24 protein-coding genes and 1 riboswitch are annotated in these 23,871 nt (G+C 71.1%); of the genes, 12 read left to right on the forward strand and 12 right to left on the reverse strand.

Annotated elements, in window-relative coordinates; genetic code table 11:
- Both J0670_RS04945 and J0670_RS04950 read left to right on the forward strand, forming a co-directional pair.
- On the forward strand, window positions 1–453 hold a 453-nt coding region (locus J0670_RS04945; protein WP_207809968.1), incomplete at its 5' end, for a rhomboid family intramembrane serine protease.
- A gap of 41 nt (window positions 454–494) precedes the next feature.
- The gene (locus J0670_RS04950; protein WP_207809970.1) at window positions 495–776 is read left to right on the forward strand and encodes an Lrp/AsnC ligand binding domain-containing protein; all 282 of its coding nucleotides are present in this window, start codon (window positions 495–497) and stop codon (window positions 774–776) included.
- 24 nt (window positions 777–800) lie between these two features.
- Here the strand turns inward: J0670_RS04950 and J0670_RS04955 are convergent, their stop codons facing one another.
- The 3 genes from J0670_RS04955 to J0670_RS04965 all read right to left on the reverse strand — a co-directional run bounded on the left by J0670_RS04955 (window position 801) and on the right by J0670_RS04965 (window position 4,063).
- Window positions 801–2,165 carry an aminotransferase class V-fold PLP-dependent enzyme gene (locus J0670_RS04955; protein WP_207809972.1) on the reverse strand — a complete coding sequence of 455 codons (1,365 nt, stop codon included), beginning with the start codon at window positions 2,163–2,165 and terminating at the stop codon, window positions 801–803.
- 51 nt (window positions 2,166–2,216) lie between these two features.
- Window positions 2,217–2,334, reverse strand: a riboswitch (SAM riboswitch).
- Between the two features lie 107 nt (window positions 2,335–2,441).
- A complete protein-coding gene (gene trpD / locus J0670_RS04960) occupies window positions 2,442–3,518 on the reverse strand; it encodes an anthranilate phosphoribosyltransferase (RefSeq protein WP_207809975.1) in 1,077 nt (358 codons plus the stop codon).
- Between the two features lie 119 nt (window positions 3,519–3,637).
- Window positions 3,638–4,063 carry a hypothetical protein gene (locus tag J0670_RS04965; RefSeq protein ID WP_207809977.1) on the reverse strand — a complete coding sequence of 142 codons (426 nt, stop codon included), beginning with the start codon at window positions 4,061–4,063 and terminating at the stop codon, window positions 3,638–3,640.
- 396 nt (window positions 4,064–4,459) lie between these two features.
- On the opposite strand from J0670_RS04965, the gene J0670_RS04970 reads away from it, so the two are divergent.
- The 5 genes from J0670_RS04970 (at window position 4,460) to J0670_RS04990 (ending at window position 9,282) form a co-directional block, all read left to right on the forward strand.
- Window positions 4,460–5,080, forward strand: coding sequence for a heme-copper oxidase subunit III (locus tag J0670_RS04970; RefSeq protein WP_207809978.1), 621 nt, complete (start codon window positions 4,460–4,462; stop codon window positions 5,078–5,080).
- Window positions 5,081–5,267: 187 nt separating this feature from the next.
- Window positions 5,268–6,077 carry a c-type cytochrome gene (locus J0670_RS04975; protein ID WP_207809980.1) on the forward strand — a complete coding sequence of 270 codons (810 nt, stop codon included), beginning with the start codon at window positions 5,268–5,270 and terminating at the stop codon, window positions 6,075–6,077.
- 8 nt (window positions 6,078–6,085) lie between these two features.
- Window positions 6,086–7,138, forward strand: coding sequence for a ubiquinol-cytochrome c reductase iron-sulfur subunit (locus J0670_RS04980; RefSeq protein WP_207809983.1), 1,053 nt, complete (start codon window positions 6,086–6,088; stop codon window positions 7,136–7,138).
- Window positions 7,135–8,793 carry a ubiquinol-cytochrome c reductase cytochrome b subunit gene (locus tag J0670_RS04985; protein ID WP_207809984.1) on the forward strand — a complete coding sequence of 553 codons (1,659 nt, stop codon included), beginning with the start codon at window positions 7,135–7,137 and terminating at the stop codon, window positions 8,791–8,793. The genes J0670_RS04980 and J0670_RS04985 overlap by 4 nt, the downstream gene beginning before the upstream one ends.
- Before the next feature lie 117 nt (window positions 8,794–8,910).
- On the forward strand, window positions 8,911–9,282 hold the full coding sequence (locus J0670_RS04990) for a GntR family transcriptional regulator (protein ID WP_207809986.1): 372 nt from the start codon (window positions 8,911–8,913) through the stop codon (window positions 9,280–9,282).
- 30 nt (window positions 9,283–9,312) lie between these two features.
- Here J0670_RS04990 and J0670_RS04995 read toward each other — a convergent pair whose 3' ends face one another.
- The 4 genes from J0670_RS04995 to coxB form a co-directional block, all read right to left on the reverse strand.
- Window positions 9,313–10,572 (reverse strand): Ig-like domain-containing protein, encoded by a 1,260-nt coding sequence (locus J0670_RS04995; RefSeq protein ID WP_207809988.1) that lies wholly within the window; start codon window positions 10,570–10,572, stop codon window positions 9,313–9,315.
- A gap of 171 nt (window positions 10,573–10,743) precedes the next feature.
- Window positions 10,744–11,160: a cytochrome c oxidase subunit 4 gene (locus tag J0670_RS05000; protein WP_207809989.1), complete on the reverse strand. Its 417-nt coding sequence runs from the start codon at window positions 11,158–11,160 to the stop codon at window positions 10,744–10,746.
- Window positions 11,160–12,935, reverse strand: coding sequence for a cytochrome c oxidase subunit I (gene ctaD / locus J0670_RS05005; RefSeq protein WP_207809991.1), 1,776 nt, complete (start codon window positions 12,933–12,935; stop codon window positions 11,160–11,162). Before ctaD ends, J0670_RS05000 begins: the two co-directional genes overlap by 1 nt.
- A complete protein-coding gene (gene coxB, locus J0670_RS05010) occupies window positions 12,932–13,786 on the reverse strand; it encodes a cytochrome c oxidase subunit II (RefSeq protein WP_207809994.1) in 855 nt (284 codons plus the stop codon). The genes ctaD and coxB overlap by 4 nt, the downstream gene beginning before the upstream one ends.
- A gap of 369 nt (window positions 13,787–14,155) precedes the next feature.
- Between coxB and J0670_RS05015 the strand changes: the two genes are divergently transcribed.
- Entirely contained in the window at window positions 14,156–15,550 is a 1,395-nt protein-coding gene (locus tag J0670_RS05015) for an aminotransferase class V-fold PLP-dependent enzyme (RefSeq protein ID WP_307806382.1), read from the forward strand.
- Here the strand turns inward: J0670_RS05015 and J0670_RS05020 are convergent.
- Entirely contained in the window at window positions 15,543–16,520 is a 978-nt protein-coding gene (locus tag J0670_RS05020) for a carbohydrate kinase family protein (protein ID WP_207809996.1), read from the reverse strand. The two genes, J0670_RS05015 and J0670_RS05020, sit on opposite strands and share 8 nt — an antisense overlap.
- Window positions 16,521–16,796: 276 nt before the next feature.
- Between J0670_RS05020 and J0670_RS05025 the strand changes: the two genes are divergently transcribed.
- Both J0670_RS05025 and J0670_RS05030 read left to right on the forward strand, forming a co-directional pair.
- Complete coding sequence (locus J0670_RS05025) at window positions 16,797–17,006, forward strand: hypothetical protein (protein ID WP_207809998.1); 210 nt, start codon at window positions 16,797–16,799, stop codon at window positions 17,004–17,006.
- Between the two features lie 102 nt (window positions 17,007–17,108).
- A complete protein-coding gene (locus J0670_RS05030) occupies window positions 17,109–17,780 on the forward strand; it encodes a hypothetical protein (RefSeq protein ID WP_207810000.1) in 672 nt (223 codons plus the stop codon).
- A 79-nt stretch (window positions 17,781–17,859) separates the two neighbouring features.
- Here the strand turns inward: J0670_RS05030 and J0670_RS05035 are convergent, their stop codons facing one another.
- Window positions 17,860–18,213 (reverse strand): iron-sulfur cluster assembly accessory protein, encoded by a 354-nt coding sequence (locus J0670_RS05035; protein ID WP_045298952.1) that lies wholly within the window; start codon window positions 18,211–18,213, stop codon window positions 17,860–17,862.
- Window positions 18,214–18,457: 244 nt separating this feature from the next.
- On the opposite strand from J0670_RS05035, the gene J0670_RS05040 reads away from it, so the two are divergent.
- Complete coding sequence (locus J0670_RS05040) at window positions 18,458–19,318, forward strand: GNAT family N-acetyltransferase (RefSeq protein ID WP_207810002.1); 861 nt, start codon at window positions 18,458–18,460, stop codon at window positions 19,316–19,318.
- 67 nt (window positions 19,319–19,385) lie between these two features.
- Here the strand turns inward: J0670_RS05040 and J0670_RS05045 are convergent, their stop codons facing one another.
- The 3 genes from J0670_RS05045 to J0670_RS05055 all read right to left on the reverse strand — a co-directional run bounded on the left by J0670_RS05045 (window position 19,386) and on the right by J0670_RS05055 (window position 22,481).
- Complete coding sequence (locus J0670_RS05045) at window positions 19,386–20,768, reverse strand: pyridoxal-dependent decarboxylase (protein WP_307806383.1); 1,383 nt, start codon at window positions 20,766–20,768, stop codon at window positions 19,386–19,388.
- A 184-nt stretch (window positions 20,769–20,952) separates the two neighbouring features.
- A complete protein-coding gene (locus J0670_RS05050; RefSeq protein ID WP_207810004.1) occupies window positions 20,953–21,417 on the reverse strand; it encodes an Lrp/AsnC family transcriptional regulator in 465 nt (154 codons plus the stop codon).
- Window positions 21,418–21,557: 140 nt separating this feature from the next.
- A complete protein-coding gene (locus J0670_RS05055) occupies window positions 21,558–22,481 on the reverse strand; it encodes an NADP-dependent oxidoreductase (protein WP_207810006.1) in 924 nt (307 codons plus the stop codon).
- A 219-nt stretch (window positions 22,482–22,700) separates the two neighbouring features.
- On the opposite strand from J0670_RS05055, the gene nadA reads away from it, so the two are divergent.
- Window positions 22,701–23,871: quinolinate synthase NadA (gene nadA / locus J0670_RS05060; RefSeq protein ID WP_307806384.1), on the forward strand; the 1,171-nt coding region annotated here is incomplete at its 3' end.

The raw sequence follows: 23,871 nt of genomic DNA on the forward strand, positions 1-23,871 counted from the left end.
TTCCTGCACGCCGGCTGGCTGCACCTGCTGGGCAACCTGCTCTTCCTCTACGTCTTCGGCCCCACCGTCGAACGCCGGGTCGGCCGGGCCAGGTACCTCCTCTTCTACCTGGCCGCCGGCAGCCTGGCCTCGTACGGCTTCGCGCTCGCCGAGACCCACTCGCCGGACTCCACCCGGGTCCTGATCGGCGCCTCGGGGGCGATCTCCGCCGTGCTCGGCGCCTACCTGCGCTTCCACCCGCGGGCCCGGGTGACCACCCTCGTCCCTCTGCTGTTCTTCCTACCGCTGCGCTTCCCGGCCTGGCTGGTGCTCGGCCTCTGGTTCGCGCTTCAGTGGTGGTCGGTGCACTCGGCCGGGCCCGGTGTGGCCTACCTGGTCCACGTGATCGGCTTCTCGGCCGGGTTCCTCTTCGCCTGCACGGTCGTCGGCCACCCCCGGCGCCGCCCCGGCTGACGCCCGATACGCTGGCCGCACCCCACAAAGGAGCCCGAACAGTGATCACCGCCATCGTCCTGATCAAGACCAGTGTCGACCGCATCCCGGAGATCGCCGAGGCCATCGCCGCCATCGAGGGTGTCAGCGAGGTGTACTCGGTGACCGGCGGCTACGACCTGGTCGCGATGGTGCGGGTGCGCCAGCACGACGACCTCGCCGAGGTCATCCCGGGCCGGCTGAACAAGGTCCCGGGGGTGGTCCACACCGAGACCCACATCGCCTTCCGCACCTACTCCCAGCACGACCTGGAGGCCGCCTTCGCCCTCGGCCTGGACGAGTAGCGAGCGCCCCGCCCAACCCCCCGCTCAGCCCTCGCGACGAGTGTCGGCGACGCAACGCCCGCCCTCGTTGCGGTAGTTCCAGGCCGCGCCGTCCGTGACCAGCTCGCGGACGGCGGTCAGGAAGCGCTCGATGTGCTCGTCCGGCGTCCCGGCGCCGAAGCTCACCCGGATCGCGTTCAGGCTGCGCTCGCCCGGCAGCGAGGGCTCGGGCGCACCGCACTCGGACGGCGCCGCCTCTTCATCCCCGAGCAGGGTGCGCACCAGCGGGTGGGCGCAGAACAGGCCGTCGCGCACCCCGATGCCGTACTCGGCGGACAGCGCCGCCGAGAAGTGCGAGCTGTTCCAGCCCTGGACGACGAAGGACAGCACGCCCACCCGGGCCGAGTCGGTGCCGAACAGGCTCAGCACCTTGACCTGCGGAATCTCCGCCAGGCCCGCCGTCAGCCGGTCGACCAGCTGCCGCTCGCGGGCCTCCAGCGCGTCGAAGCCGGCCTCGGTCAGCGCCCGGCAGGCCGAGGCGATCGCGTAGGCGCCGATGACGTTCGGCGAGCCGGCCTCGTGCCGGGCCGGGCCGGTGTGCCACTCGACCGCCACCGAGCCGTCCGCCTCCCGGGCCACCGTCCGGGTCGCCCCGCCGCCGGCCAGGTACGGCTCGGCCGCGTCCAGCCAGTCCGTCCGCCCGGCCAGCACCCCGGCGCCGAACGGCGCGTAGATCTTGTGCCCGGAGAAGGCGATCCAGTCGACGTCCAGCTCGCGCACGGAGACCCGGTGGTGCGGGGCCAGCTGGGCGGCGTCCAGCACCACCCGGGCGCCGTGCCGGTGCGCGGTCTCGGTCAGCTCGGCGACCGGCCACAGCTCGCCGGTCACGTTGGAGGCGCCGGTGACGCACAGCAGCTTCGGCCCCTCGGGCGCGGCGGCCAGCGCGGCGTCCAGGGCTGCCACCGCCTCGGCGCGCGAGCGCGGCGCCCGCAGGTAGCCGACCTCCAGCCCGGCGTGCGCCCAGGGCAGCAGCGAGGCGTGGTGCTCGGTCTCGAAGGCGAACACCCGGGTGCCGGCCGGCAGGGCGGCGGCCAGCAGGTTGAGCGAGTCGGTGGTCGCGCGGGTGAAGACCACCTGGTCGCCCTCGCGCAGGTCGAGGAACTCGGCGACGGTCCGGCGGCTCTGCTCGAACAGGTCGGTGGACAGCTGCGAGAGGTACCCGGCGCCGCGGTGCACGCTGCCGTAGTACGGGGCGTACGCGGCGACGTCGTCCCACACCCGCTGGAGCGCCGGCGAGCTGGCCGCGTAGTCCAGCGCCGCGTAGCCGACCTTCTCACCGCTGGCGAGCGGGACCTGGACGTCCTGGCCGAGAACGGCGAGCGGGGCGCAGATTTCGATGGAAACCGACATGAGGATGCACTCCTTCAGGGGTAAGGGACCCCGGGAGTGCTAGTCGTCGGGCGTCCGCGCTTGTCGCACGGACTGCTTGCCGAGCGACCCGGTCCTCACCCAGGGCACCCCGCCACGGACGGAGGGTTGCCGGACAGCCAGCTGGGGCTTGGCGCTGTCGCTCATGACCTGGCCACGACTGTAGGTCGCGTCCGTCGGGTGGTCAAACGGATATCCACCATCCGGACAGCCCGAGGGCCCGCACCGGCACACCGGTACGGGCCCTCAACTGCCGTCTCAGCTACGGCTGGTGGCCTCCGACCAGCGCCGCAGCAGGTCCTGCGCCGCGCCCGAGTCGATGGCCTCGGCCGCCCGCGCCATGCCCGCCGCGAGCTGCTCGGTCAGCGGCGCGTCGCCCAGTTCGAGCGCGACCAGCGCCGCCGCGGTGTTCAGCAGGACGGCGTCCCGGACCGGCCCCCGCTCCCCGGCCAGCAGCCGGCGCGCGACGTCCGCGTTGTAGGCGGCGTCCGCCCCGCGCAGCGCCTCGATGCCCACCAGCTCGATGCCGACGTCCCGCGGGTCGAAGGAGGTCTCGGTGACCGCCCCGTCGCGCACCAGCCAGATCCGCGAGGTGGTGGTGATGGTCAGCTCGTCCAGCCCGTCGTCGCCCCGGAACACCAGCGCGGTCGCCCCGCGCCGGGCGAGCACCCCGGCGATCAGTCCGGCCAGCCGGGTGTCGAAGCAGCCGATCGCGTGCGAGGTGACCTTGGCCGGGTTGGTCAGCGGGCCGAGGATGTTGAAGGCGGTCGGCACGCCGAGGTCGCGCCGCGCGGTGGCGGCGTGCCGCATCGAGGGGTGGAACTTCGCCGCGAAGGCGAAGGTGAGCCCGACCTCCTCGGCCACCTCGGCGACCCGCCGGGCCGACAGGTTCAGCGCCACCCCGAGCTTCTCCAGCACGTCCGAGGAGCCGCTGGCCGAGGACGCCGCCCGGTTTCCGTGCTTGACCACCTTGGCCCCGGCGGCCGCCGCGACGATCGCCGACATGGTGGAGATGTTGACGGTCTTCGCCCGGTCGCCGCCGGTGCCGACGATGTCCACGGCCGGGCCGGGGATGTGCAGCGGCTCGGCGTGCGCGTACATCGCGTCCACCAGCCCGGCGATCTCGTCGACCGTCTCGCCCTTGGCCCGCAGCGCCACCATGAACCCCGCCACCTGGACGGGGGACGCCTCGCCGCTCATGATCCGGTCCATCGCCCACGCGGTGGACGCGCGGTCGAGGTCCTCCCCCTTCAACAGCGCCGCCAGGAGGTCCGGCCAGGTGCGGATCACCTGCGCGGGGTCGCTACCGCCGTTCGCAGGGTTCACGTTCACCATGGCTGACTCCAGCTGTCGTCTGTTCCCCCGCTCCGGGGGACGTCCGTAAGGATGGAGCCAGCCTATCGAGCGGCGGGGCGACCACGGCCCCGCCTTCTCCACTACTGAGACGGCACCGCTCAGCCGACGACCGGGGCCCGCTTCGCCAGCCGGGCCCGCAGCAGGGCGGCGACCGCCTCGGCCAGCGCCACCGGGTCCACCGGGCGGGAGATCGCGGCGTCGGCCCGGCTCCAGGCGGCGAGCCAGGAGTCCTGCGGCCGGCCGATCAGCACCAGCACCGGCGGGCAGCCGTAGATCTCGTCCTTGAGCTGGCGCCCGAGGCCGAGCCCGCCGGCCGGCACCGCCTCGCCGTCCAGGATGCAGAGGTCGACGCCACCCTTCTCCAGGGCCTTGAGCACGGCGGGGGTGGTCGCGCACTCGAGGTAGGACAGTTCCGGAAGATCCTCGGCGGGCCGCCGGCCGAGCGCCGTCAGCACCTGCTCGCGGGTGTTGCGGTCGTCGCTGTAGACGAGGACGGTGAGCGTCTCGTCGGTCGTGTACGCCATGGATCCTGCTCCCTCAAGTGTGATCCGGACCACGTTCACCTGATCCGGATGCTACTCCCGTTTCCCCCGGGGCCGGGCCCCCTCGCGCACGTTCCTCCCCGAGCCGCCGCGCCCGCGGCTCACCCGCCCGGAGGACCGCCCGTCACCCGGACCCGACCGGTCCACCCGTATGGCCGATATGACACCCTGCCCCCTCACCCCGGGCGTTGCGCCGACCGTGCATCGGCGCGCCGGACAAGGGGGCCGCGGGCCCCGTCGAGGAACCGTCAGAAAAGGGACACGCCGCTGCTCAGCCACCGTCCGGACACCCCGTCGGCCCGCAAGGGGGCATACCGCACGCACCGGACACTCCGAGGGACACCCCCCGGCGTGAAGACGGAATAAGGGACCGACATAATGTCCGTCGTGGCGACAGCAACAGCAGTAGAAACCGGGCACGCGCACGGATCGGTCAACCGACCGAACATGGTCAGCGTCGGAACGATCGTCTGGCTCAGTTCCGAGTTGATGTTCTTCGCGGCCCTCTTCGCGATGTACTTCACGCTCCGCTCCGTCAAGGGAGCCGAGTTCTGGACCGAGAAGGCGCACGCGCTGAACGTGCCGTTCTCCTCGGTCAACACCACGATCCTGGTGCTCTCCTCGCTGACCTGCCAGCTCGGCGTGTTCGCCGCCGAGCGCGGGGACGTGAAGAAGCTCCGCATGTGGTTCATCATCACGTTCATGATGGGCGCGATCTTCATCGGCGGCCAGGTCTTCGAGTACACCGAGCTGGTCAAGAACGACGGCCTCTCGCTGTCCTCCGACCCGTACGGCACGGTGTTCTACCTGACCACCGGCTTCCACGGTCTGCACGTGACGGGTGGTCTGATCGCCTTCCTGCTGGTCCTGGGACGGACGTACGCAGCCAAGCGCTTCACGCACGAGCAGGCCACCGCCGCGATCGTCGTGTCGTACTACTGGCACTTCGTCGACGTCGTGTGGATCGGCCTGTTCGCGACCATCTACCTGATCAAGTAACCAGCTGATCAGGTCGCTGGCCACCGGCTGCGGCCCCCGCCCTCACCGGCGACGGGCCGCTTCTGCCGGTGCCGACGCTCCCACCGACCGACCGCGCGCGCAGCCTTGGACAGGCAGCCTCGTGCCGGCCAGACCGGCCGCCGGGTGCACCCACCAGTCGACCAGATCCTGACACCGGGGTTATTCCGTGAAAAAGCTCTCCGCACGACGGCGCCACCCATTGGCGGCGCTGGTCGTCCTACTTCTCGCCCTGGCGGCAACCGGGGGGCTGTACGCCGCGTTCGCGCCCGCCGACAAGGCGCAGGCCGACGTCGCCGCGCAGTCGCTCGCGATCGATGAGGGCAAGAAGCTCTTCGCCGTGGGCTGCTCCTCCTGCCACGGCCTGAACGGCCAGGGCAGCAGCGACGGTCCGAGCCTGGTCGGCGTGGGCTCCGCCGCTGTCGACTTCCAGGTCGGCACCGGCCGCATGCCGGCCCAGCAGCCCGGCGCCCAGGTGCCGCGCAAGAAGAACATCTACACGCAGGCCGAGATCGACCAGCTCGCCGCCTACGTCGCCTCCCTCGGCCCCGGCCCGGTGACGCCCGAGCCCCAGCAGTACACCTCGACCAACCCGGAGGACATCTCCAAGGGTGGCGAGCTGTTCCGCACCAACTGCGCCCAGTGCCACAACTTCGCCGGCCAGGGTGGTGCCCTGACCAAGGGCAAGTACGCCCCGTCGCTGGAGGGCGTGGACGCCAAGCACATCTACGAGGCCATGCAGACCGGCCCGCAGAACATGCCGTCGTTCCCGGACACCACCATGCCCGAGGAGCAGAAGAAGCAGATCGTGGCCTTCGTCCGCCACACCACCAACGATGAGCCCAACCCCGGCGGTCTCACCCTGGGCAGCCTCGGTCCGGTGACCGAGGGCCTGTTCGGCTGGATCTTCGGTCTCGGAGCGCTCATCGCGGTCGCGATCTGGGTCGCCGCCCACACCACCAAGGCCAAGAAGTCATGAGCCACGACATGTCAGAAGAGAAGCTCCCGGAGTCTCACGGCTCCGCCGGCGAGGTGGCCGGCCACGGCGACCCGTTCGCCGACCCGGGCCTGCCGGCCCACGAGCCCCGCCGCACCGACATCGACGAGCGGGCCGCCAAGCGCGCCGAGCGCCAGGTCTCGCTGATGTTCGTGGTCTCGATGCTCGCCACCGTCGCCTTCATCGCCTCGTACGTGGCCATCGACCCGGACAAGATCGTCTACATCTTCCCGCTCGGTCACGTCAGCGCGCTGAACTTCGCGCTGGGCCTGACCCTGGGCGTCGCGCTGTTCATGATCGGCGCGGGCGCGGTCCACTGGGCCCGCACCCTGATGTCGGACGTCGAGCTGCCCGCCGAGCGTCACCCGATCGAGGCCTCCGAGGAGGTCCGCGCGGACGTCATCGAGCAGTTCAAGACCGGTGCCGCCGAGTCGGGCTTCGGTCGCCGCAAGATGATCCGCAACACCCTCATCGGTTCGATGGCGCTGGTCCCGCTCTCCGGCGTGGTCCTGCTCCGCGACCTGGGCCCGCTGCCGGAGAAGAAGCTCAAGGAGACCGGCTGGAAGGAGGCGACCGAGGCCAAGCCGCTGCAGCTCATCAACATGAACACGATGCAGCCGATGAAGCCGGAGGACATCCTCGTCGGCTCGCTGACCTTCGCCATGCCGGAGGGTCTGACCACCCACAGCGAGGACTTCCAGCAGCGCATCGCCAAGGACGCCCTGATGCTGGTGCGCATCGCGCCGGAGGACATCAAGGACGACAAGTCCAAGGAGAAGGGCTTCGAGGGCATCCTCGCCTACTCCAAGATCTGCACCCACGTCGGCTGCCCGATCAGCCTGTACGAGCAGCAGACCCACCACGCGCTCTGCCCCTGCCACCAGTCGACCTTCGACCTGGCGGACGGCGCGCGCGTCATCTTCGGCCCGGCCGGCCACCCGCTGCCGCAGCTGAAGATCACCACTGACGAGAAGGGCAACCTGGTCGCCACCGGCGACTTCGACGAGCCCGTCGGCCCGAGCTTCTGGGAGCGTGCTCGATGAGTAGCGCGAGCAGCACCACGACCGGTGCCGCCAAGCCCTCCAGCACGCGCGCCAAGCCCGCCAACAAGTGGGAGGCCGCGGCTGACTGGACGGACGGCCGGCTGGGGATCTACTCCCTCGCCAAGGCCAACCTGCGGAAGATCTTCCCGGACCACTGGTCCTTCATGCTGGGCGAGATCTGCCTCTACACGTTCATCATCATCATCCTGACCGGTGTCTACCTGACGCTGTTCTTCAAGCCGTCGATGGCCGAGGTCGTCTACAACGGCTCGTACGTGCCCCTCAAGGGCATCGGGATGTCGGAGGCGTACGCCTCCACGGTGGACATCAGCTTCGAGATCCGCGGCGGTCTGCTGATCCGCCAGATCCACCACTGGGCCGCCCTGGTCTTCGTGGCCGCGATGCTCGTGCACATGATGCGCGTGTTCTTCACCGGCGCGTTCCGCAAGCCGCGTGAGATCAACTGGGTCTTCGGCTTCCTGCTGCTGGTCCTGGGCATGTTCGACGGCTTCTTCGGCTACTCGCTGCCGGACGACCTGCTGTCGGGTACCGGTATCCGCTTCATGGAAGGCGCGATCCTCGCGGTCCCGCTGGTCGGCACCTACATCCAGATGTTCCTGTTCGGGGGCGAGTTCCCCGGCCACGACATCGTGCCGCGCTTCTTCACCATCCACGTGCTGCTGATCCCGGGCATCATGCTCGGCCTGCTGGTGGCGCACCTGATCCTGGTCTTCTACCACAAGCACACCCAGTGGGCGGGCCCGGGCAAGACCGAGAAGAACGTCGTCGGCATGCCGCTGATGCCGGTCTACATGGCCAAGGCCGGTGGCTTCTTCTTCCTGGTCTTCGGTCTGATCGCCGCCGTCTCGGCGATCGCCACGATCAACCCGATCTGGGCCTACGGCCCGTACCGCCCCGACCAGGTGTCCACCGACGCCCAGCCGGACTGGTACATGGGCTTCTCCGAGGGCCTGATCCGTGTCATGCCGGGCTGGGAGATCAGCCTGTGGGGCCACACCCTGAACCTGGGTGTCTTCGTCCCGCTGATGATCTTCCCGCTGGTCCTGGTCGCGATCGCGGTCTACCCGTTCATCGAGGGCTGGATCACCGGCGACAAGCGCGAGCACCACATCCTGGACCGCCCGCGCAACGCCCCGGTCCGCACCGCCCTGGGTGCCGCCTGGATCAGCCTGTACCTGGTGCTGCTGATCGGTGGTGGCAACGACCTGTTCGCCACCCACCTGCACCTGTCGATCAACTCGATCACCTACTTCGTCCGCGTCGGCTTCTTCGTGGTCCCGGTCGTCGTCTTCTTCATCACCAAGCGCTGGTGCCTCGGCCTGCAGCGCCGTGACAAGGAGAAGGTGCTGCACGGCCGCGAGACGGGTGTCATCAAGCGCCTGCCGCACGGCGAGTTCATCGAGGTGCACGCGCAGCTGCCGCAGAAGGACCTGTACAAGCTCACCGCGCACGAGCAGAACCAGCCGGTGGAGCTGCCGGCCCAGACGGACGAGAACGGCGTGGCCCGCAAGGCCGGCGTCCTCACCCGCACCCGGGCCAAGCTCTCCCGCGGCTTCTACGGCGAGGGCAACCAGATCCCCAAGCCCACCGCCGAGGAGCACCACGAGATCACCAGCGGCCACGGCCACCACTGATCCCGTACGCACCCCCGCGTCACCCCGAGGGCCGCTGACCAGAGTTCATCTGGTCGGCGGCCCTCGGCCTTTCCGCATCCGCCGGCCCCCGTACCCGCACCGCCTCCAGGAGCACCCGTGCAGCTGTCCGTCGACCCCGCCGCCGCCACTCCCCCGTACGAGCAGATCCGCGCCCAGATCGCCGAGCAGGCCCGCTCCGGCGCGCTGCCGGCCGGGCTGCGGCTGCCCACCGTCCGGGCCCTGGCCGAGGAGCTGGGGCTGGCCGCCGGGACGGTCGCCCGGGCCTACCGGGAGCTGGAGGCGGACGGTGTGGTGGAGACCCACGGACGGCGCGGCACCCTGATCGCGGCCACCGGGGACGCCGCCCACCGGCTGGCCGTCGAGGCCGCCGCCGAGTTCGCCGCGCGGGCGAACCGGCTCGGGCTCTCCCGGGAGGACGCCCTGGCCGCCGTGGTGACCGCCCTGGCGGTGGCCTACCCGGAGGCCTGAGAGGGCCCTGGGACGGCCCTGGGCGGGCCCTCAGAGCTCCGGTCGGGCCATCCCCGCGGCAGGGGCCTGGGCGGCCGGTGCGGTGGTGGTGAGGGGCTGCCCGAGGGCGCTGTGCTTGATCCAGTCCGTCCAGGAGACGTTCCAGTCGCCGAAGCCGTTGCCGAAGGGCTCCATCGAGTGGCCGAGGCTGTTCACCACCGTCACGAGGTCTCCGATCCGGGTGTTGTCGAAGTACCACCTGGCGTTGTCGGTGCTCATGCCGGTACAGCCGTGGCTGACGTTCACCACGCCCTGCGAGTTCACCGACCAGGGCGCCGCGTGGACGTACTCGCCGCTCCACGTCACCCGGGTGGCCCACTCCACGTTGAGGTCGTACGACTCCGAGCTGCCGGCCTTGAGCCCGATCGTCTCGCCGTTCATCCGCACCGAGCGCTCCTGGCCGAGCACCACCTTGATGCCGTTGCGGGTGTCGAAGCCGGGCTTGCCGGTGGTGACCGGGATGGTCCGGAGCACCTCGCCGCTGCGCTTGAGGGTGAGCACGTGGGCGGCCGCGTCGATCACCGTCTCGACCCGCGCGCCGATCCGCAGCCGGAGCGAGCTGCGGTCCCCGCCGTAGAGGCCGTCGGAGATCCGGCTGCCGGTGCCGTCGAAGGCCAGGGCGACGGTCGTGCCGGCCGGCCAGTACTCCTCCGGCCGGAAGTGCAGTTCCTTGTCGTCCACCCAGTACCAGGCGCCGGTGACGGCGGGCTGGGAGCTCACGGTCAGGAGGCGCTCGACCTCCTGACGGGCCAGCGGGTCCTTCACCGCCTCGGAGAGCTGCACGGTGAGGGGCTGGCCCACCCCGTAGATCCCGCTGCCCGAGGAGTCCGGGCCCAGCTTGGCGGTGAGCAGGCGCTGGGCGGCGAGGGTGCCGAACTTCGCGGTGGTGTCGCCGCGCCCGTTCCTGCCGTCGGCGGCGGAGATCCGGACGGTGTACGAGGTGCCGGCCTTCAGCCGCCCGGTGGTCTGCCAGCTGCGCTGGTCGTCGGCGAGCACGCCGGCCACCACCCGGCCGTCCGAACCGGTCATGGTGACGTCGGTGAGCCGGCTGCCCGGCACGGCGGTCACGGCGACCGGCTGGGAGGGGTCCACCGTGCCCTCGGCCGAGACGTGGACGAGCCGGGCCGCGTCGATCCGGTGCGGCCCGGTGGGCTCGTCGTCCCCGCCGAACGTGCAGGCGGCCAGCGGGGCCAGTACCGCGAGGGCCAGTGAGATGCCGCCGATGCCTGCGAGTCCGCGCCTGTCGGCCATGACCGCCTCCGAGGGTTTCGCACGATTGATCAGATCGTAGGAAGTGACCGTGCCGAAACGACATCCGGACGACGCCGCGTTCACCCCGTTGAGTGAGTTCCTCACTCAACAGGACGCAACAGGGCCGGTCCCCCGTGCGGGGGGACCGGCCCTGTTGTCGGAAGCGGAACCCTACTGGTTCTGGTTCTCGCCCCGGTAGAACTCGAAGACCCATCCGAAGATGCCGATCAGGATGATCGGGGCGGCCCAGAACATCAGCCACCAGCCGAAGATCACGCCCAGGAAGGCGAGCGCGCCACCGAGCGCCAGCGAGAGCGGCTGCCAGCTGTGCGGGGCGAAGAAGCCCAGCTCGCCGGAGTCGTCCGCGACCTCGGCCTCGGGGTTGTCACCCGCGCCGCTGTCCACCCGACGGGCGGTGAAGGCGAGGTAGTACCCGATGAAGGCGCAGAGGCCGAAGGCCAGGAACAGCGCCGTGGTACCGGCGGCCTCCAGGCCGTGGTCCGAGCTGTTGCTCCACAGGCCGTAGGTGATGGCCATCGCCAGCACGAAGACCGACAGGCCCAGGAAGATCTTTCCCTGTTCCTTCATCAGGCGTCACCCTCCTGCTTGCCCTTGCCCAGCTTCGGGGCGTCGTACTTCGCCGGGGTCACACCGGCGAGGTGCTTGGCCGGCTCACCGTGGTTCTCCAGGTAGTCCAGCGCGGCGATCTCCGGGTGGTGGAGGTCGAAGGCCGGGGATTCGGAGCGGATCCGGGGCAGGGTGAGGAAGTTGTGCCGCGGCGGCGGGCAGGAGGTCGCCCACTCCAGCGAGCGGCCGAAGCCCCACGGGTCGTCGACCTCGATCTTCTCGCCGTACTTGGCCGTCTTCCAGACGTTGTAGAGGAACGGCAGGATCGACAGGCCCAGCACGAAGGAGCCGATGGTCGAGACGGTGTTCAGGGTGGTGAAGCCGTCCGAGGCCAGGTAGTCGGCGTAACGGCGGGGCATGCCCTCCGCGCCGAGCCAGTGCTGCACCAGGAAGGTGGTGTGGAAGCCGAAGAACAGCGTCCAGAAGGTGATCTTGCCGAGGCGCTCGTCCAGCATCTTGCCGGTCATCTTCGGCCACCAGAAGTGGAAGCCGGCGAACATCGCGAAGACGACGGTGCCGAAGACCACGTAGTGGAAGTGGGCGACGACGAAGTACGAGTCCGAGACGTGGAAGTCGATCGGCGGGGAGGCCAGCAGAACACCGGTCAGACCACCGAAGAGGAAGGTGACCAGGAAGCCGACCGTCCACAGCATCGGCGTCTCGAAGCTCAGCGAGCCCTTCCACATGGTGCCGACCCAGTTGAAGAACTTCACACCGGTCGGGACCGCGATCAGGAAGGTCATGAACGAGAAGAACGGCAGCAGTACCTGTCCGGTGACGTACATGTGGTGCGCCCACACCGTCACGGACAGACCGGCGATCGCGATGGTGGCCGCGATCAGACCGGAGTAGCCGAACATCGGCTTGCGGCTGAAGACCGGGATGATCTCCGAGATGATGCCGAAGAACGGCAGCGCGATGATGTACACCTCGGGGTGACCGAAGAACCAGAACAGGTGCTGCCAGAGCATCGCCCCGCCGTTGGCCGGGTCGAAGACGTGGGCACCGAACTTGCGGTCCGCCTCCAGGGCGAACAGCGCGGCGGCCAGCACCGGGAAGGCCAGCAGGATCAGCACCGCGGTCAGCAGGGTGTTCCAGACGAAGATCGACATCCGGAACATCGTCATGCCCGGAGCGCGCATGCAGATGATCGTGGTGATGAAGTTGACCGCACCGAGGATCGTGCCGAAGCCGGAGAAGGCCAGACCCATGATCCACATGTCGCCGCCGACGCCGGGCGAGTGCACCGCGTCCGACAGCGGGGAGTAGGCGAACCAACCGAAGTCGGCGGCGCCGTTCGGGGTCACGAAGCCCGCGACCGCGATGACCGAGCCGAAGAGGTACAGCCAGTACGCGAACATGTTCAGACGCGGGAAGGCCACGTCCGGCGCGCCGATCTGAAGCGGCATGATCCAGTTCGCGAAACCGGAGAACAGCGGCGTCGCGAACATCAGCAGCATGATCGTGCCGTGCATCGTGAACGCCTGGTTGAACTGCTCGTTCGACAGGATCTGGGTCCCGGGACGAGCCAGCTCGGCACGCATGACCAGGGCGAGGATGCCGCCGATCAGGAAGAAGGCGAACGACGTGCCCAGGTACAGGGTGCCGATCGTCTTGTGGTCAGTGGTCGTCAGCCACTTGATGATGGTCGCACCCGGCTTGCGGGTCCGCTGCGCCCCGACCGTGACGGCACCGGCGCCCCCGCCGGCCGCGGCGGGCTCGTTGAGGATGGTCACTTCTCTTCACTTCCCATGCCGATGAGGCCGGAGGGCACCGCGCCGTTCTGACCCTTGGCGCGAAGCTCGGCCAGGTGCTTGTCGTAGTCGGCGCGGTCGACGACCTTGACGTTGAACAGCATGCGCGAGTGGTCGACGCCGCAGAGCTCGGCGCACTTGCCCATGTACTCGCCCTTGACGGTCGGGGTGACCTCGAACTTGTTCACCACGCCCGGCACGACGTCCATCTTCATCATGAAGTTGACGGGCCAGAAGTCGTGGATGACGTCACGCGAGGTGAGACGGAACTGCACCGTCTCGTTGACCGGCAGCCACAGCGTCGGCGCCTCCTTGGGCGTACCGACCTCGTAGGCGGCGTCCTTGTTGGCCGGGTCAGGGGTCTCGGTGTTCTCGTAGTTGAACGCCCAGCTCCACTGGAAGCCGACCACGTTGACGTAGTGCTGCGGCTTCTCGGAGACCTGCGTCAGCTTCGACTCGTCGCGGGCGACGAAGTAGAAGAGGACCGAGACGATAATGATGGGGACCGCGGTGTAGAGCGCCTCGATGGGCACGTTGTACCGGGTCTGCGGGGGGACCTCCACACCGGTGCGCTTGCGCCGGTGGAAGATCACGCTCCAGATGATCAGACCCCACATCAGTACGCCGACCACCAGTGCCGCGATCCAGGAGCCCTGCCACATCTGGAGGACCATGGGTCCTTCCTTCGTGACCGGGCTCGGGAGGCCAAGCCTGGGGAGGTCGTTGGCCGAGCAGCCGGTGGCGGTCGCGATGACGAGGCCCAGTGCCAGCGCCTGAGGCAGCTTCCGCCGCATCGTGCGCCGCGGCGAGCGGTCGGAGCCGTTGGGACTCACGTAGCGCCTTCCCGAAGTCTCGCCCGCCTTCGCGTCGCACCGAGGGAGGGCTTGGACCCTCCCTGGCGACCCGACCACGGGCACGGTTTGAATGCTTATGCGGGCCAAACCCTACTCCAGCCTTATGCGCTCCTGACGGGCAGCCCCCGGTAACGCGCCGCCCGGTCGCCCGATCAGGCCCGGCAGGGGCTGCGCCGCAGGTCATCCCAGGCATTCGAGGTCCATACGCCCGATCGGGGGATGACCTCGGACAACGGGGATGACGGCCCGTCGGCACCGGACGAAGCGGACATTCGGGGTGATCGACTGACGGCCGGTGAGCAACCGGAACCGGGCCCGACGCGCCCGGGTGTGTCGTTAAATGTGACCGTGTACTTCGACGTGGCCTCGACGGCCCCTCTGCACCCCGTCGCGCGGCAGGCCCTGACCGCCGCCCTGGACGAGGGCTGGGCCGATCCGGCCCGGCTGTACCGCTCCGGCCGGCAGGCCCGGATGCTGCTGGACGCCGCGCGCGAGACGGTGGCCGCCGTCCTGGGCGCGCGGGCGGACGAGATCTCCTTCACCGCGAGCGGCACCCAGGCCGTCCAGCTCGGCATGCTGGGCGCGCTGGCTGGGAACCGGCGGCGCGGCGGCCACCTGGTGCACTCGGCGGTGGAGCACTCCAGCGTGCTGCACGTCGCCGAACGCCACGAGGCGGGCGGCGGCGAGGTCTCGGTGGCCCCGGTGGACCGCGCCGGGCGGGTGGACCCCGAGGCCTTCGGCGCCCTGCTGCGCGCCGACACCGCGCTGGCCGCCCTGCAGAGCGCCAACCACGAGGTGGGAACCGTCCAGCCGGTCGGCGAGGTCGCCGCGCTGTGCGCCGGGGCCGGGGTGCCGCTGCTGGTGGACGCGGCGCAGAGCGTCGGACGGGTGGACGTCCCGGCGGGCTGGTCGCTGCTGACCGCGAGCGCGCACAAGTGGGGCGGGCCGCCCGGGGTCGGCGTCCTGGCCGTCCGCAAGGACGTCCGCTACGCCTCGCCGCTGCCCACCGACGAGCGCGAGGGCGGGCGGGTGCCCGGCTACGTCAACGTTCCCGCCATCGTGGCCGCGGCCGCCTCGCTGCGCGCCGTACGGGCCGAGGCCGAGCGGGAGAACGCCCGGCTGCACGCGCTGGTGGAGCGGATCCGTACCCGGGTGCCGCAGCTGGTGCCCGAGGTCGAGGTGGTCGGCGACCCGGTGCGGCGGCTGCCGCACATCGTCACCTTCTCCTGCCTGTACGTGGACGGCGAGGTGCTGCTCACCGAGCTGGACCGGGCCGGCTTCGCCGTCTCCTCCGGCTCCTCCTGCACCTCCTCCACCCTGACGCCCAGCCATGTGCTGGCCGCGATGGGGGTGCTCACCGAGGGGAACGTCCGGGTCTCGCTGCCGTACGGGACGGCCGAGGCGGACGTGGAGCGCTTCCTCACCGTGCTGCCGGAGTTGGTCGCGGGCGTACGGGCCCCGCTCGGGCTGGACCTGCCGGCGCCGTCGAGCGCATCGGAGTCGCTGCTGGTCATCGACGCCCTGGGCAAGCGCTGCCCGCTGCCCGTGATCGAGCTGGCGAAGCGGATCGGCGAGGTGCCGGTGGGCGGCACGGTCGCCGTGCTGTCGGACGACGAGGCGGCCCGGCTGGACGTCCCGGCCTGGTGCGAGATGCGCGGGCAGGAGTACGCGGGCGAGGCCCCGGCCGCCGAGTACGGCGGCGACCGGGGCTCGGCCTACCTCGTCGTCCGGCGGACTACTTGACCAGGTGCGCGCGGATCTCCGCGGCGGCCTCGGCGCCGTAGGCGGCCTCGAAGCGCGTCAGGAAGGTGTTCGGGCGCAGCTCGTACTCCTGGGTGCCGACGGTCTCGATCACCAGGGTGGCGAGCATGCAGCCCAGCTGGGCGGCGCGCTCCAGGTCGAGCTCCCAGGCCAGGCCGGTCAGGAAGCCGGCCCGGAAGGCGTCGCCGACGCCGGTCGGGTCGACCTTGGCCTCCTCGGGGGCGCAGCCGACCAGGATCGACGCCTCGCCCTTGCGGTCGATCCGGACGCCCTTGCTGCCCAGGGTGGTGATCCGGGTGCCGACGCGGGTGAGGATCTCCTCGGCGTCCCAGCCGGTCTTGGTCTCGATGAGCGCGGCCTCGTACTCGTTGGTGAACAGGTACGCGGCGCCGTCCACCAGCTCGCGGATGTCCTCGCCGTCCAGGCGGGCCAGCTGCTGGGAGGGGTCGGCGGCGAAGGCGTAGCCGCGGGTGCGGCACTCCTGGGTGTGGCGGACCATGCCCTGCGGGTCGTCGGCGCCGACCAGGACGAGGTCGAGGCCGCCGACGCGGTCGGCGATCGGCTTGAGCTCGATGTTGCGGGCCTCGGCCATGGCGCCGGTGTAGAACGAGGCGATCTGGTTGTGGTCCTCGTCCGTGGTGCACATGAAGCGGGCGGTGTGCCGGGTCTCGGAGATGTGGACGGAGTCGCAGTCCACGTTGTTGCGCTCCAGCCAGCTGCGGTACTCGGCGAAGTCCGAGCCGGCGGCGCCGACCAGGATCGGCCGCAGGCCGAGGACGCCCATGCCGAACGTGATGTTCGGCGCGACCCCGCCGCGGCGGATGTCCAGGGCGTCGACCAGGAACGACAGCGACACGGTGTGCAGCTGCTCGGCGACGAGCTGGTCGGCGAATCGGCCGGGGAACGTCATCAGGTGGTCGGTGGCGATCGAGCCGGCGACGGCGATGCGCACGAAGGTCTCCTCAGTGGCGGCGGGGGCGAGCGGGTGGGCACGAATGAACCCACTTACGGTACCGGGCCTGGCCTGGGCGCCAGCAATGGTGCCGGAACCGGCCACCCCTCGCGGCCATGGTGGCACCCGAGGCCTCCGAATGTGTACTACCTCCGGGTAGCACTGGTGGGCCGACGGGGCCCGGCCTAGGGTCGGCCCCGGGGCCCTGCCGGACGAGGCGGGCCCCGTCGTCGACCGTGGCAGTGCGGCCACGGCCCTGGATCGGAGCGATGTCCGATGATGCCCGAGCACTCCCCGCTGTCCGTTCCCCGCGCCGACGCGGACGGTGATTCCCTCGACGCGCTGGTGAGCTCCTCCCGGCGGCTGCGCCGGTTCTGGCCGCAGTCGGCCGCCGGCCCGGAGCCGGCCGCCCCCGCCTCCGTCGGCTTCCGGGTCACGTCCGGGGCGCAGCGGCTGGTCGCGGGAATGGCCGAGTACGGCATGTGAGTCGTGCGGGTGGGAAGCGGAACCGGATCCGACCGGGGCACGTCAGATCCGCGCGGAGCGGCCGAGGAGGCGGCGCCGCTGAGCCCTCGGGAGGATGTGCAGATGGATCTGGAGACGATGCCCCGGCGCGGTCGGCGGGCGGTGGCCCTGGCGGGTCTGGTCCTGGCCGCGGTGGTGACGGTGGCCGGGTGCAACGGGGGCGGCAAGAGCTCCTCGGACTCGGCGGCGGGCGGCGCGGCGGCTTCCGCCGCTCCCTCGGCCTCGACGGCCTCCGACACCGCGTCCACGACGGCTCCGGCCGCGAGCCCGCCCGGCCGGACGCCGCCGACCGGCTGGGCCGCCACCCCGGCCGAGCCCGCCCCGGGGCGGCCGTCGGCCGATGCCACTCCCCCGGTCAACGGGATCGCCCCCGGTGAGCCCAACCCGGCCGGGACCGGGGTCGGCACCGGGGCGCGCCCGCCGGTCGGCTACCGGATGGACGGCAGCAACAGGCTGACCGTCTACTTCTTCGGCGGGGTCTGCACCAAGTACGCGCTGAAGGCGGACGAGTCGCAGCCGGGCCGGGTGGACGTCCTGGTCGTGGTGGGCCCGTCGGTCGTCCAGCCCGGGCAGGCCTGCTCCGCGCTGGCCAAGCGGCAGTCGGTCTCCGCCGATCTGCGCTCGCCGCTGGCCGGGCGGACGGTGGTCGACCAGTCGAGCGGCCAGGACGTGCCGCTGGAGGGCGACCCGCACGCCGGGCCGGACCCGGTCACCCCGGACGTGGCCGGCCAGTAGCCCTGGAGGCGGATGTGAAGAGGCGGCCCCGGGGAGATCCCCGGGGCCGCCTCACCGCTTCAGCGGGCGCGCTTCAGGCTTAGCTGAAGGAGTCGCCGCAGGCGCAGGAGCCCGTGGCGTTCGGGTTGTCGATCGTGAAGCCCTGCTTCTCGATGGTGTCGACGAAGTCGACGGTGGCGCCGCCCAGGTACGGGGCGCTCATCCGGTCGGTGACGACCTTCACGCCGCCGAAGTCCTTGATCACGTCGCCGTCGAGCGAGCGCTCGTCGAAGAACAGCTGGTAACGCAGGCCCGAGCAGCCACCGGGCTGGACGGCGACGCGCAGCGCGAGGTCGTCGCGGCCTTCCTGCTCCAGCAGGCCCTTGACCTTGGCCGCGGCGGCATCGGTGAGGAGGATGCCACTCTCGACAGTGGTCTCGTCCTGGACGGTCATCTGCTTTCTCCCGGTCTTGGCGACGGTCTGCCGCCAGTGCCAACCAACGGCCGCCCGGTTTCATTTCCCGGACGGCGAAGGATTTCTGCGGCCTGTTCGGCGGCTGGTTTCCGTGGGCCGGGTGTGCCACCCGCGTCCCCTACGCTCCCCATGCTCGCACACCGGCGGGGAGCGGTCACCGCCCGAGTCGCGGATCCGGGTGAACGGCCCCCGCGGCCGGCCGACGGACGCCAGGATGGTCGGCATGATCCTTCGCCAGGTCAGGGACACCGCGGCGGACGCGGAGGCCGTCCAGGAGCTGTCCTTCGCCGCGTTCGCCGAATCCTCCGCCGACCACGCGCCGCCGAGGCCGACCCCGCTGCAGCTGGCCCGGACCAGGCACCTGGCGCGCACCGACCCCGGCGGCTGCTGGCTGGCCGAGAGCGGCGGGGAGGCGGTCGGGGTGGTGCTGTCGATGCGCCGGGAGGGCCTGTGGTCGCCCTCGCTGTTCGCGGTCCGCCCGTCGGCGCGGGGCGAGGGGGTCGGGCGGCTGCTGATGGAGCGGGCGGTGGCGCACGCCCGGGGCTGCCTCCGCGGGATGGTCTGCGCCTCCGACGCCCCGGCGGCGGCGCGGCGCTACCGGCTGGCCGGGTTCACCCTGCACCCGGCGATGCGGCTGACCGGGCGGGTGGACCGCGAGGGGCTGATCGACCCCGGGGACATACCGGTGCACCGCGGCAACGCCACCCACCTGCACCTGCTGGACTCGGTGGACCGGCGGCTGCGCGGCTCCGCGCACGGCCCGGACCACCCGCTGATGCTGGGGCACTTCGAGGAACTGCTGGTCGCCGACGCGCTGGCCGGCAGCGGCTACTGCTACCGGGACGGCGGCGGGGTGAAGCTGCTGGCGGCCACCAGCAAGCGGATCGCCGCCCGGCTGCTGCGGGAGGCGCTGGCCCGGGTGCCGGGCGGGGTCGAGGCGCGGGTGGAGTTCCTCACCGCGGAGCAGGAGTGGGCGCTGGACGTCGGGCTGGAGGTCGGGCTGACGCCGGAGAGCGGGGGCTTCGTCGGGGTGCGCGGGATGCGGCCGCCGGCGCCGTACCTGCCGAGCGGGGCGTTCCTGTAGGGATGCGGGGACGCGTACGGCCCCCGGCCGGGCGGTTCCGGTGGGGGCCGTACGCGGGGCGAGTGGATCAGGCCATGGTGTCCAGGATCTCCCGGACCATCGCCATGGTCGTGCCCGGGTGCAGGAAGGCGAAGCGGGCGACCGTCTCGCCGTCCCAGCCGGTCGGGGTCACGAAGCCGATCTGGTCCGCGAGCAGCTGCTGCGACCAGCGGTAGTAGTCGTCGTTGGTCCAGCCCTTGCGCTTGAAGCAGACCGCCGAGAGCTGCGGGTCGAACAGCAGCTCCAGGTACTCGGTCCCGCGGATCAGCTCCGCGGTCTCCCGGGCCAGCGTCAGGCCGGCCTCGATGGCGTCGGTGTAGGCCTGGACACCGTGGACGGCCAGCGAGAACCAGAGGGGCAGGCCGCGGGCGCGCCGGGTCAGGTGGTAGGCGTAGTCGGTGGGGTTCCACTCGTCGCCCTCGGTGTGCAGGACGTCCAGGTAGGAGGCGTCCTGGGTGTGCACGGCGCGGGCGAGCTGCGGGTTGCGGTAGATCAGCGCGGCGCAGTCGAAGGGGGCGAACAGCCACTTGTGCGGGTCGACCACGAAGGAGTCGGCGAGCTCGATGCCGTTGTAGCGCTCGCGCACCGAGGGGGCGAACAGGCCCGCGCCGCCGTAAGCGCCGTCGACGTGGAACCACAGCTCGCGCTCGCGGGCGACCTCGGCCAGGCCCGCGAGGTCGTCGACGATGCCCTCGTTGGTGGTGCCGGCGGTGCCGACGACCGCGATCACGGTCTCCGGGTTCGGGTCGGCGGCCAGTGCGGCGCGCAGCGCCTCGCCGGTGAACCGGCGGTCGACGGTCGGGACCTTGAAGGCCTCGACGCCGATGATGTTGAAGGTGTTCTTGACCGAGGAGTGCACCTGGTCGGCGACGGCGATCCGCAGCCGCGCCTCCGGGCCACTGTGACGACTGTCATTGGCCAGCCGGCGGCGGGCGGTGTCGCGGGCGACGACGAGGGCGGAGAGGTTGCCCGCCGAACCGCCGGAGACGAAGCAGCCGCCGGCCGTCCCGGGCAGGCCCGCCCGGTCGGCGATCAGGCGCAGCACCTGGTTCTCGGCGGCGATCGCGCCGGCCGCCTCCAGCCAGGAGATGCCCTGGAGCGAGGCGCAGGAGACGACCATGTCGAACAGCAGCGCGGCCTTGGTGGGGGCGCACGGGATGAAGGACAGGTAGCGCGGGCTGTCGGCGGAGATGACCGCGCGGGACAGCTCGTGGTCGTAGAGCTTGAGCACGTCGACCGGGTTGTTGCCGTCCTGGTTCAGCAGGCCGGCCAGCTGGGCGCGCAGGTGTTCGCCGTCACCTGGGTGGTCGAGCGGGACGGGGTCGTACTGCAGCCGCTCCCGCATGTAGTCGAAAACCAGGTCGACCAGTTCGTTGTCGGGCCGGTGCATGCGGTCGGGTACTGCGGACACGGCTGTCCCTCTCGGCTGTGGGTGTCGGGGGGATCCGGTCGGCGGGAGGCCTCACCGCGCTGACCGGACGTGATCAGCGTAGGCAGCGGGGGTGCTTCGCCGCGCGTCGGAACGCGGCTGGTCAGGCAGCTTTCGAGCGTCTTCGGGGCGGTCCGCGCAGCTTTCCTGCGCGCCGTCTTCCTGGTCAGCCGATCAGCTGGGAGAGGACCACCGAGGAGCGGCTGCGCTGGACGCCGGGCTCGCGGCGGATGCGCTCGATGACGGCCTCCAGGTGCCGCGTGTCGGCCGCCCGCAGGTGGACCAGGGCGTCAGGGTCGCCGGTGACCGTCCAGGCGGCGACCACCTCGGGGAACTGGCGGAGGCTGGCGAGGATCTCCTCGGGGGCGGTGCGCTCGCGGCAGTAGACCTCGACGAAGGCCTCGGTCTGCCAGCCGAGCACGGCCGGGTCGAGCACCACGGTGAAGCCCCGCACCACGCCGCGCGCCCTGAGCCGGTCGATCCGGCGGCGCACGGCGGTGGCGGAGAGGTTGACCTGGAGACCGATCTCGGCGTAGGAGGCGCGACCGTCGCTGCCGAGGCGGGCGAGGAGCTGCCGGTCGGTCTCGTCCAGGTCGGCCCCGACCACCTCGTGCGCTCGGCTGCTGGTCATCGGTGCGGGGCTCCACGGGTCGTGCGAGGGGGTGAGGGGGACGTCCCGGCGGCGGCCACTGCCGAAACGGTTCGTCACCATTCTGGCGGATGACCTGAACGAGTTCACCGCCAATGGATGACGGGAGGGCGGACGTCACGTCACGTCACCAGGAGCACGATCTTTCCCCGGGTACGGCCCTCGGCGCTGAGCGCCTGGGCGGAGGCCGCTTGGGCGAGCGGGAAGGTGGAGGCGACGGTGACGGTCAGCCGGCCGTCGTCGGCGAGCGCGGCCAGTTCGGCCAGGTCGGCCGCGCTCGGGCGGACCCAGACGTAGTGGCCGCCGAGGGCCTTCACGCCGAAGTCGGTGATCGATGCGATCCGGCCCGGATCCGCCACCAGGCCCGCCGAGACCTGCACGGCGCCGCGGCCGACCAGGTCGAGGGCCGCGTCCACGCCGTCCGGGGCGAGAGCGCGGACCCGCTCGGCCAGGCCCTCGCCGTAGACGACCGGCTCGGCTCCGAGGCCGCGCAGGTAGTCGTGGTTGCGCTCGGCGGCGGTGCCGATCACCCGGGCGCCGAAGGCCCGGGCCAGCTGGACGGCCAGGTGGCCGACCCCGCCGGCCGCGGCGTGCACCAGGACGGTCTCGCCCTCGGCGATCCGCAGCGCCCTGAGGCCCTGCAGCGCGGTGAGCCCGGCCAGCGGCAGGCCTCCGGACTGCGCCCAGTCCAGCGCGGCGGGCCGGCGGGCGAGGGTGCGGACCGGGGCGGAGACCAGTTCGGCGTAGGTGCCGTGCTCGACGGCGTCCTTGCGGACGTAGCCGTACACCTCGTCGCCGGGGACGAACTCGGTCACCCCACCGCCGACCGCGCGGACCACGCCGGCCACGTCCCAGCCCATCACCAGCGGGAAGTGCACGTCGAGGATGCCGTCCAGGGCGCCGTCGCGGATCTTCCAGTCCACCGGGTTCACCCCGGCCGCCCGTACCTCCACCAGGACCGAGTCGGGCCCGACCTTGGGGTCGGGCAGGTCGGTGTACTCGACCACCTCGGGACCGCCGTAGCGGTTGATCGCAATTGCTTTCATGGCCTCAGCCATACCCGCAGGCTTCGAAATATCGATTCGGAAACGCCCGGTCCCCCCAAATCGGTCAATCGGCTCCGTTGGAGTCCGTTTCGGCGAGCGGTTCTCGTCACATCGACAGAATGGCCATCGTCACTCTGACGCTAACCCGCTATCATAGATAGCGTCAGATAGACGAAAAGGCTTCACCGCCTGATCGGCCGCACAGAAGGGCACCCGCCCGTGACCACCACCATCACCGAGACCCACGGCGTCGACCCCACCCCGACGCCGCTCGCTCTGCTGCTGCTCGGCCGGGAGGCCGACCCGAACAGCGAGCGCGGTGTCGAATGCCCCGGTGACCTCCCCCCCGCCTCCGACCCGAACCTCGTCGAGCGTGCCCGCGCGGCCAAGGCCGCGCTGGGCGACCGCGTCTTCATCCTCGGCCACCACTACCAGCGCGACGAGGTCATCGAGTTCGCCGACGTCACCGGCGACTCCTTCAAGCTCGCCCGCGACGCCGCGGCCCGCCCCGAAGCCGAGTACATCGTCTTCTGCGGCGTCCACTTCATGGCCGAGTCCGCGGACATCCTCACCTCCGAGCGGCAGCAGGTCGTCCTGCCGGACCTCGCGGCCGGCTGCTCGATGGCCGACATGGCCACCGCCGAGCAGGTCGCCGAGTGCTGGGACGTGCTGACCGACGCCGGCATAGCCGACGTGACCGTCCCGGTCTCGTACATGAACTCCTCCGCCGACATCAAGGCCTTCACCGGCCGGCACGGCGGCACCATCTGCACCTCCTCCAACGCCAAGCGCGCCCTGGAGTGGGCGTTCGAGCAGGGCGAGAAGGTGCTCTTCCTGCCGGACCAGCACCTCGGCCGCAACACCGCCGTCCGGGACATGGGCTTCTCGCTGGACGACTGCGTCGTCTACAACCCGCACAAGCCGAACGGCGGTCTGACCGCCGAGCAGCTGCGGAACGCGAAGATGATCCTCTGGCGCGGCCACTGCTCGGTGCACGGCCGGTTCAGCCTGGACTCCGTGAACGACGTCCGCGAGCGGATCCCCGGCGTGACCGTGATGGTGCACCCCGAGTGCAAGCACGAGGTCGTCGCGGCCGCCGACCAGGTCGGCTCGACCGAGTACATCATCAAGGCCCTGGACGCCGCCGAGCCCGGCTCCAAGTGGGCCATCGGCACCGAGCTGAACCTCGTCCGCCGCCTGGCCAACGCGCACCCGGACAAGGAGATCGTCTTCCTGGACCGCACGGTCTGCTTCTGCTCGACCATGAACCGGATCGACCTGCCGCACCTGGTCTGGGCGCTGGAGTCGCTGGTCGAGGGCCGGGTGCCGAACGTGATCACCGTCGACCCGGAGACCGAGAAGTACGCCAAGGCCGCGCTGGACCGGATGC

The organism is Streptomyces sp. FH025, from assembly GCF_017427025.1.
Taxonomy (GTDB): domain Bacteria; phylum Actinomycetota; class Actinomycetes; order Streptomycetales; family Streptomycetaceae; genus Kitasatospora.

What these genes read in the sequence shown, in the direction of transcription:
- J0670_RS05050 (WP_207810004.1), bottom strand. Translation starts at nt 21,417, where the DNA reads ATGACCAGCAGCCGAGCGCACGAGGTGGTCGGGGCCGACCTGGACGAG.
- trpD (WP_207809975.1), bottom strand. Translation starts at nt 3,518, where the DNA reads ATGGTGAACGTGAACCCTGCGAACGGCGGTAGCGACCCCGCGCAGGTG.
- J0670_RS05055 (WP_207810006.1), bottom strand. Translation starts at nt 22,481, where the DNA reads ATGAAAGCAATTGCGATCAACCGCTACGGCGGTCCCGAGGTGGTCGAG.
- J0670_RS05035 (WP_045298952.1), bottom strand. Translation starts at nt 18,213, where the DNA reads ATGACCGTCCAGGACGAGACCACTGTCGAGAGTGGCATCCTCCTCACC.
- J0670_RS04980 (WP_207809983.1), top strand. Translation starts at nt 6,086, where the DNA reads ATGTCAGAAGAGAAGCTCCCGGAGTCTCACGGCTCCGCCGGCGAGGTG.
- J0670_RS05030 (WP_207810000.1), top strand. Translation starts at nt 17,109, where the DNA reads ATGGATCTGGAGACGATGCCCCGGCGCGGTCGGCGGGCGGTGGCCCTG.
- J0670_RS04955 (WP_207809972.1), bottom strand. Translation starts at nt 2,165, where the DNA reads ATGTCGGTTTCCATCGAAATCTGCGCCCCGCTCGCCGTTCTCGGCCAG.
- J0670_RS05025 (WP_207809998.1), top strand. Translation starts at nt 16,797, where the DNA reads ATGATGCCCGAGCACTCCCCGCTGTCCGTTCCCCGCGCCGACGCGGAC.
- J0670_RS04995 (WP_207809988.1), bottom strand. Translation starts at nt 10,572, where the DNA reads ATGGCCGACAGGCGCGGACTCGCAGGCATCGGCGGCATCTCACTGGCC.
- J0670_RS04965 (WP_207809977.1), bottom strand. Translation starts at nt 4,063, where the DNA reads ATGGCGTACACGACCGACGAGACGCTCACCGTCCTCGTCTACAGCGAC.
- J0670_RS04985 (WP_207809984.1), top strand. Translation starts at nt 7,135, where the DNA reads ATGAGTAGCGCGAGCAGCACCACGACCGGTGCCGCCAAGCCCTCCAGC.
- J0670_RS04970 (WP_207809978.1), top strand. Translation starts at nt 4,460, where the DNA reads ATGTCCGTCGTGGCGACAGCAACAGCAGTAGAAACCGGGCACGCGCAC.
- J0670_RS05000 (WP_207809989.1), bottom strand. Translation starts at nt 11,160, where the DNA reads ATGAAGGAACAGGGAAAGATCTTCCTGGGCCTGTCGGTCTTCGTGCTG.
- J0670_RS05040 (WP_207810002.1), top strand. Translation starts at nt 18,458, where the DNA reads ATGATCCTTCGCCAGGTCAGGGACACCGCGGCGGACGCGGAGGCCGTC.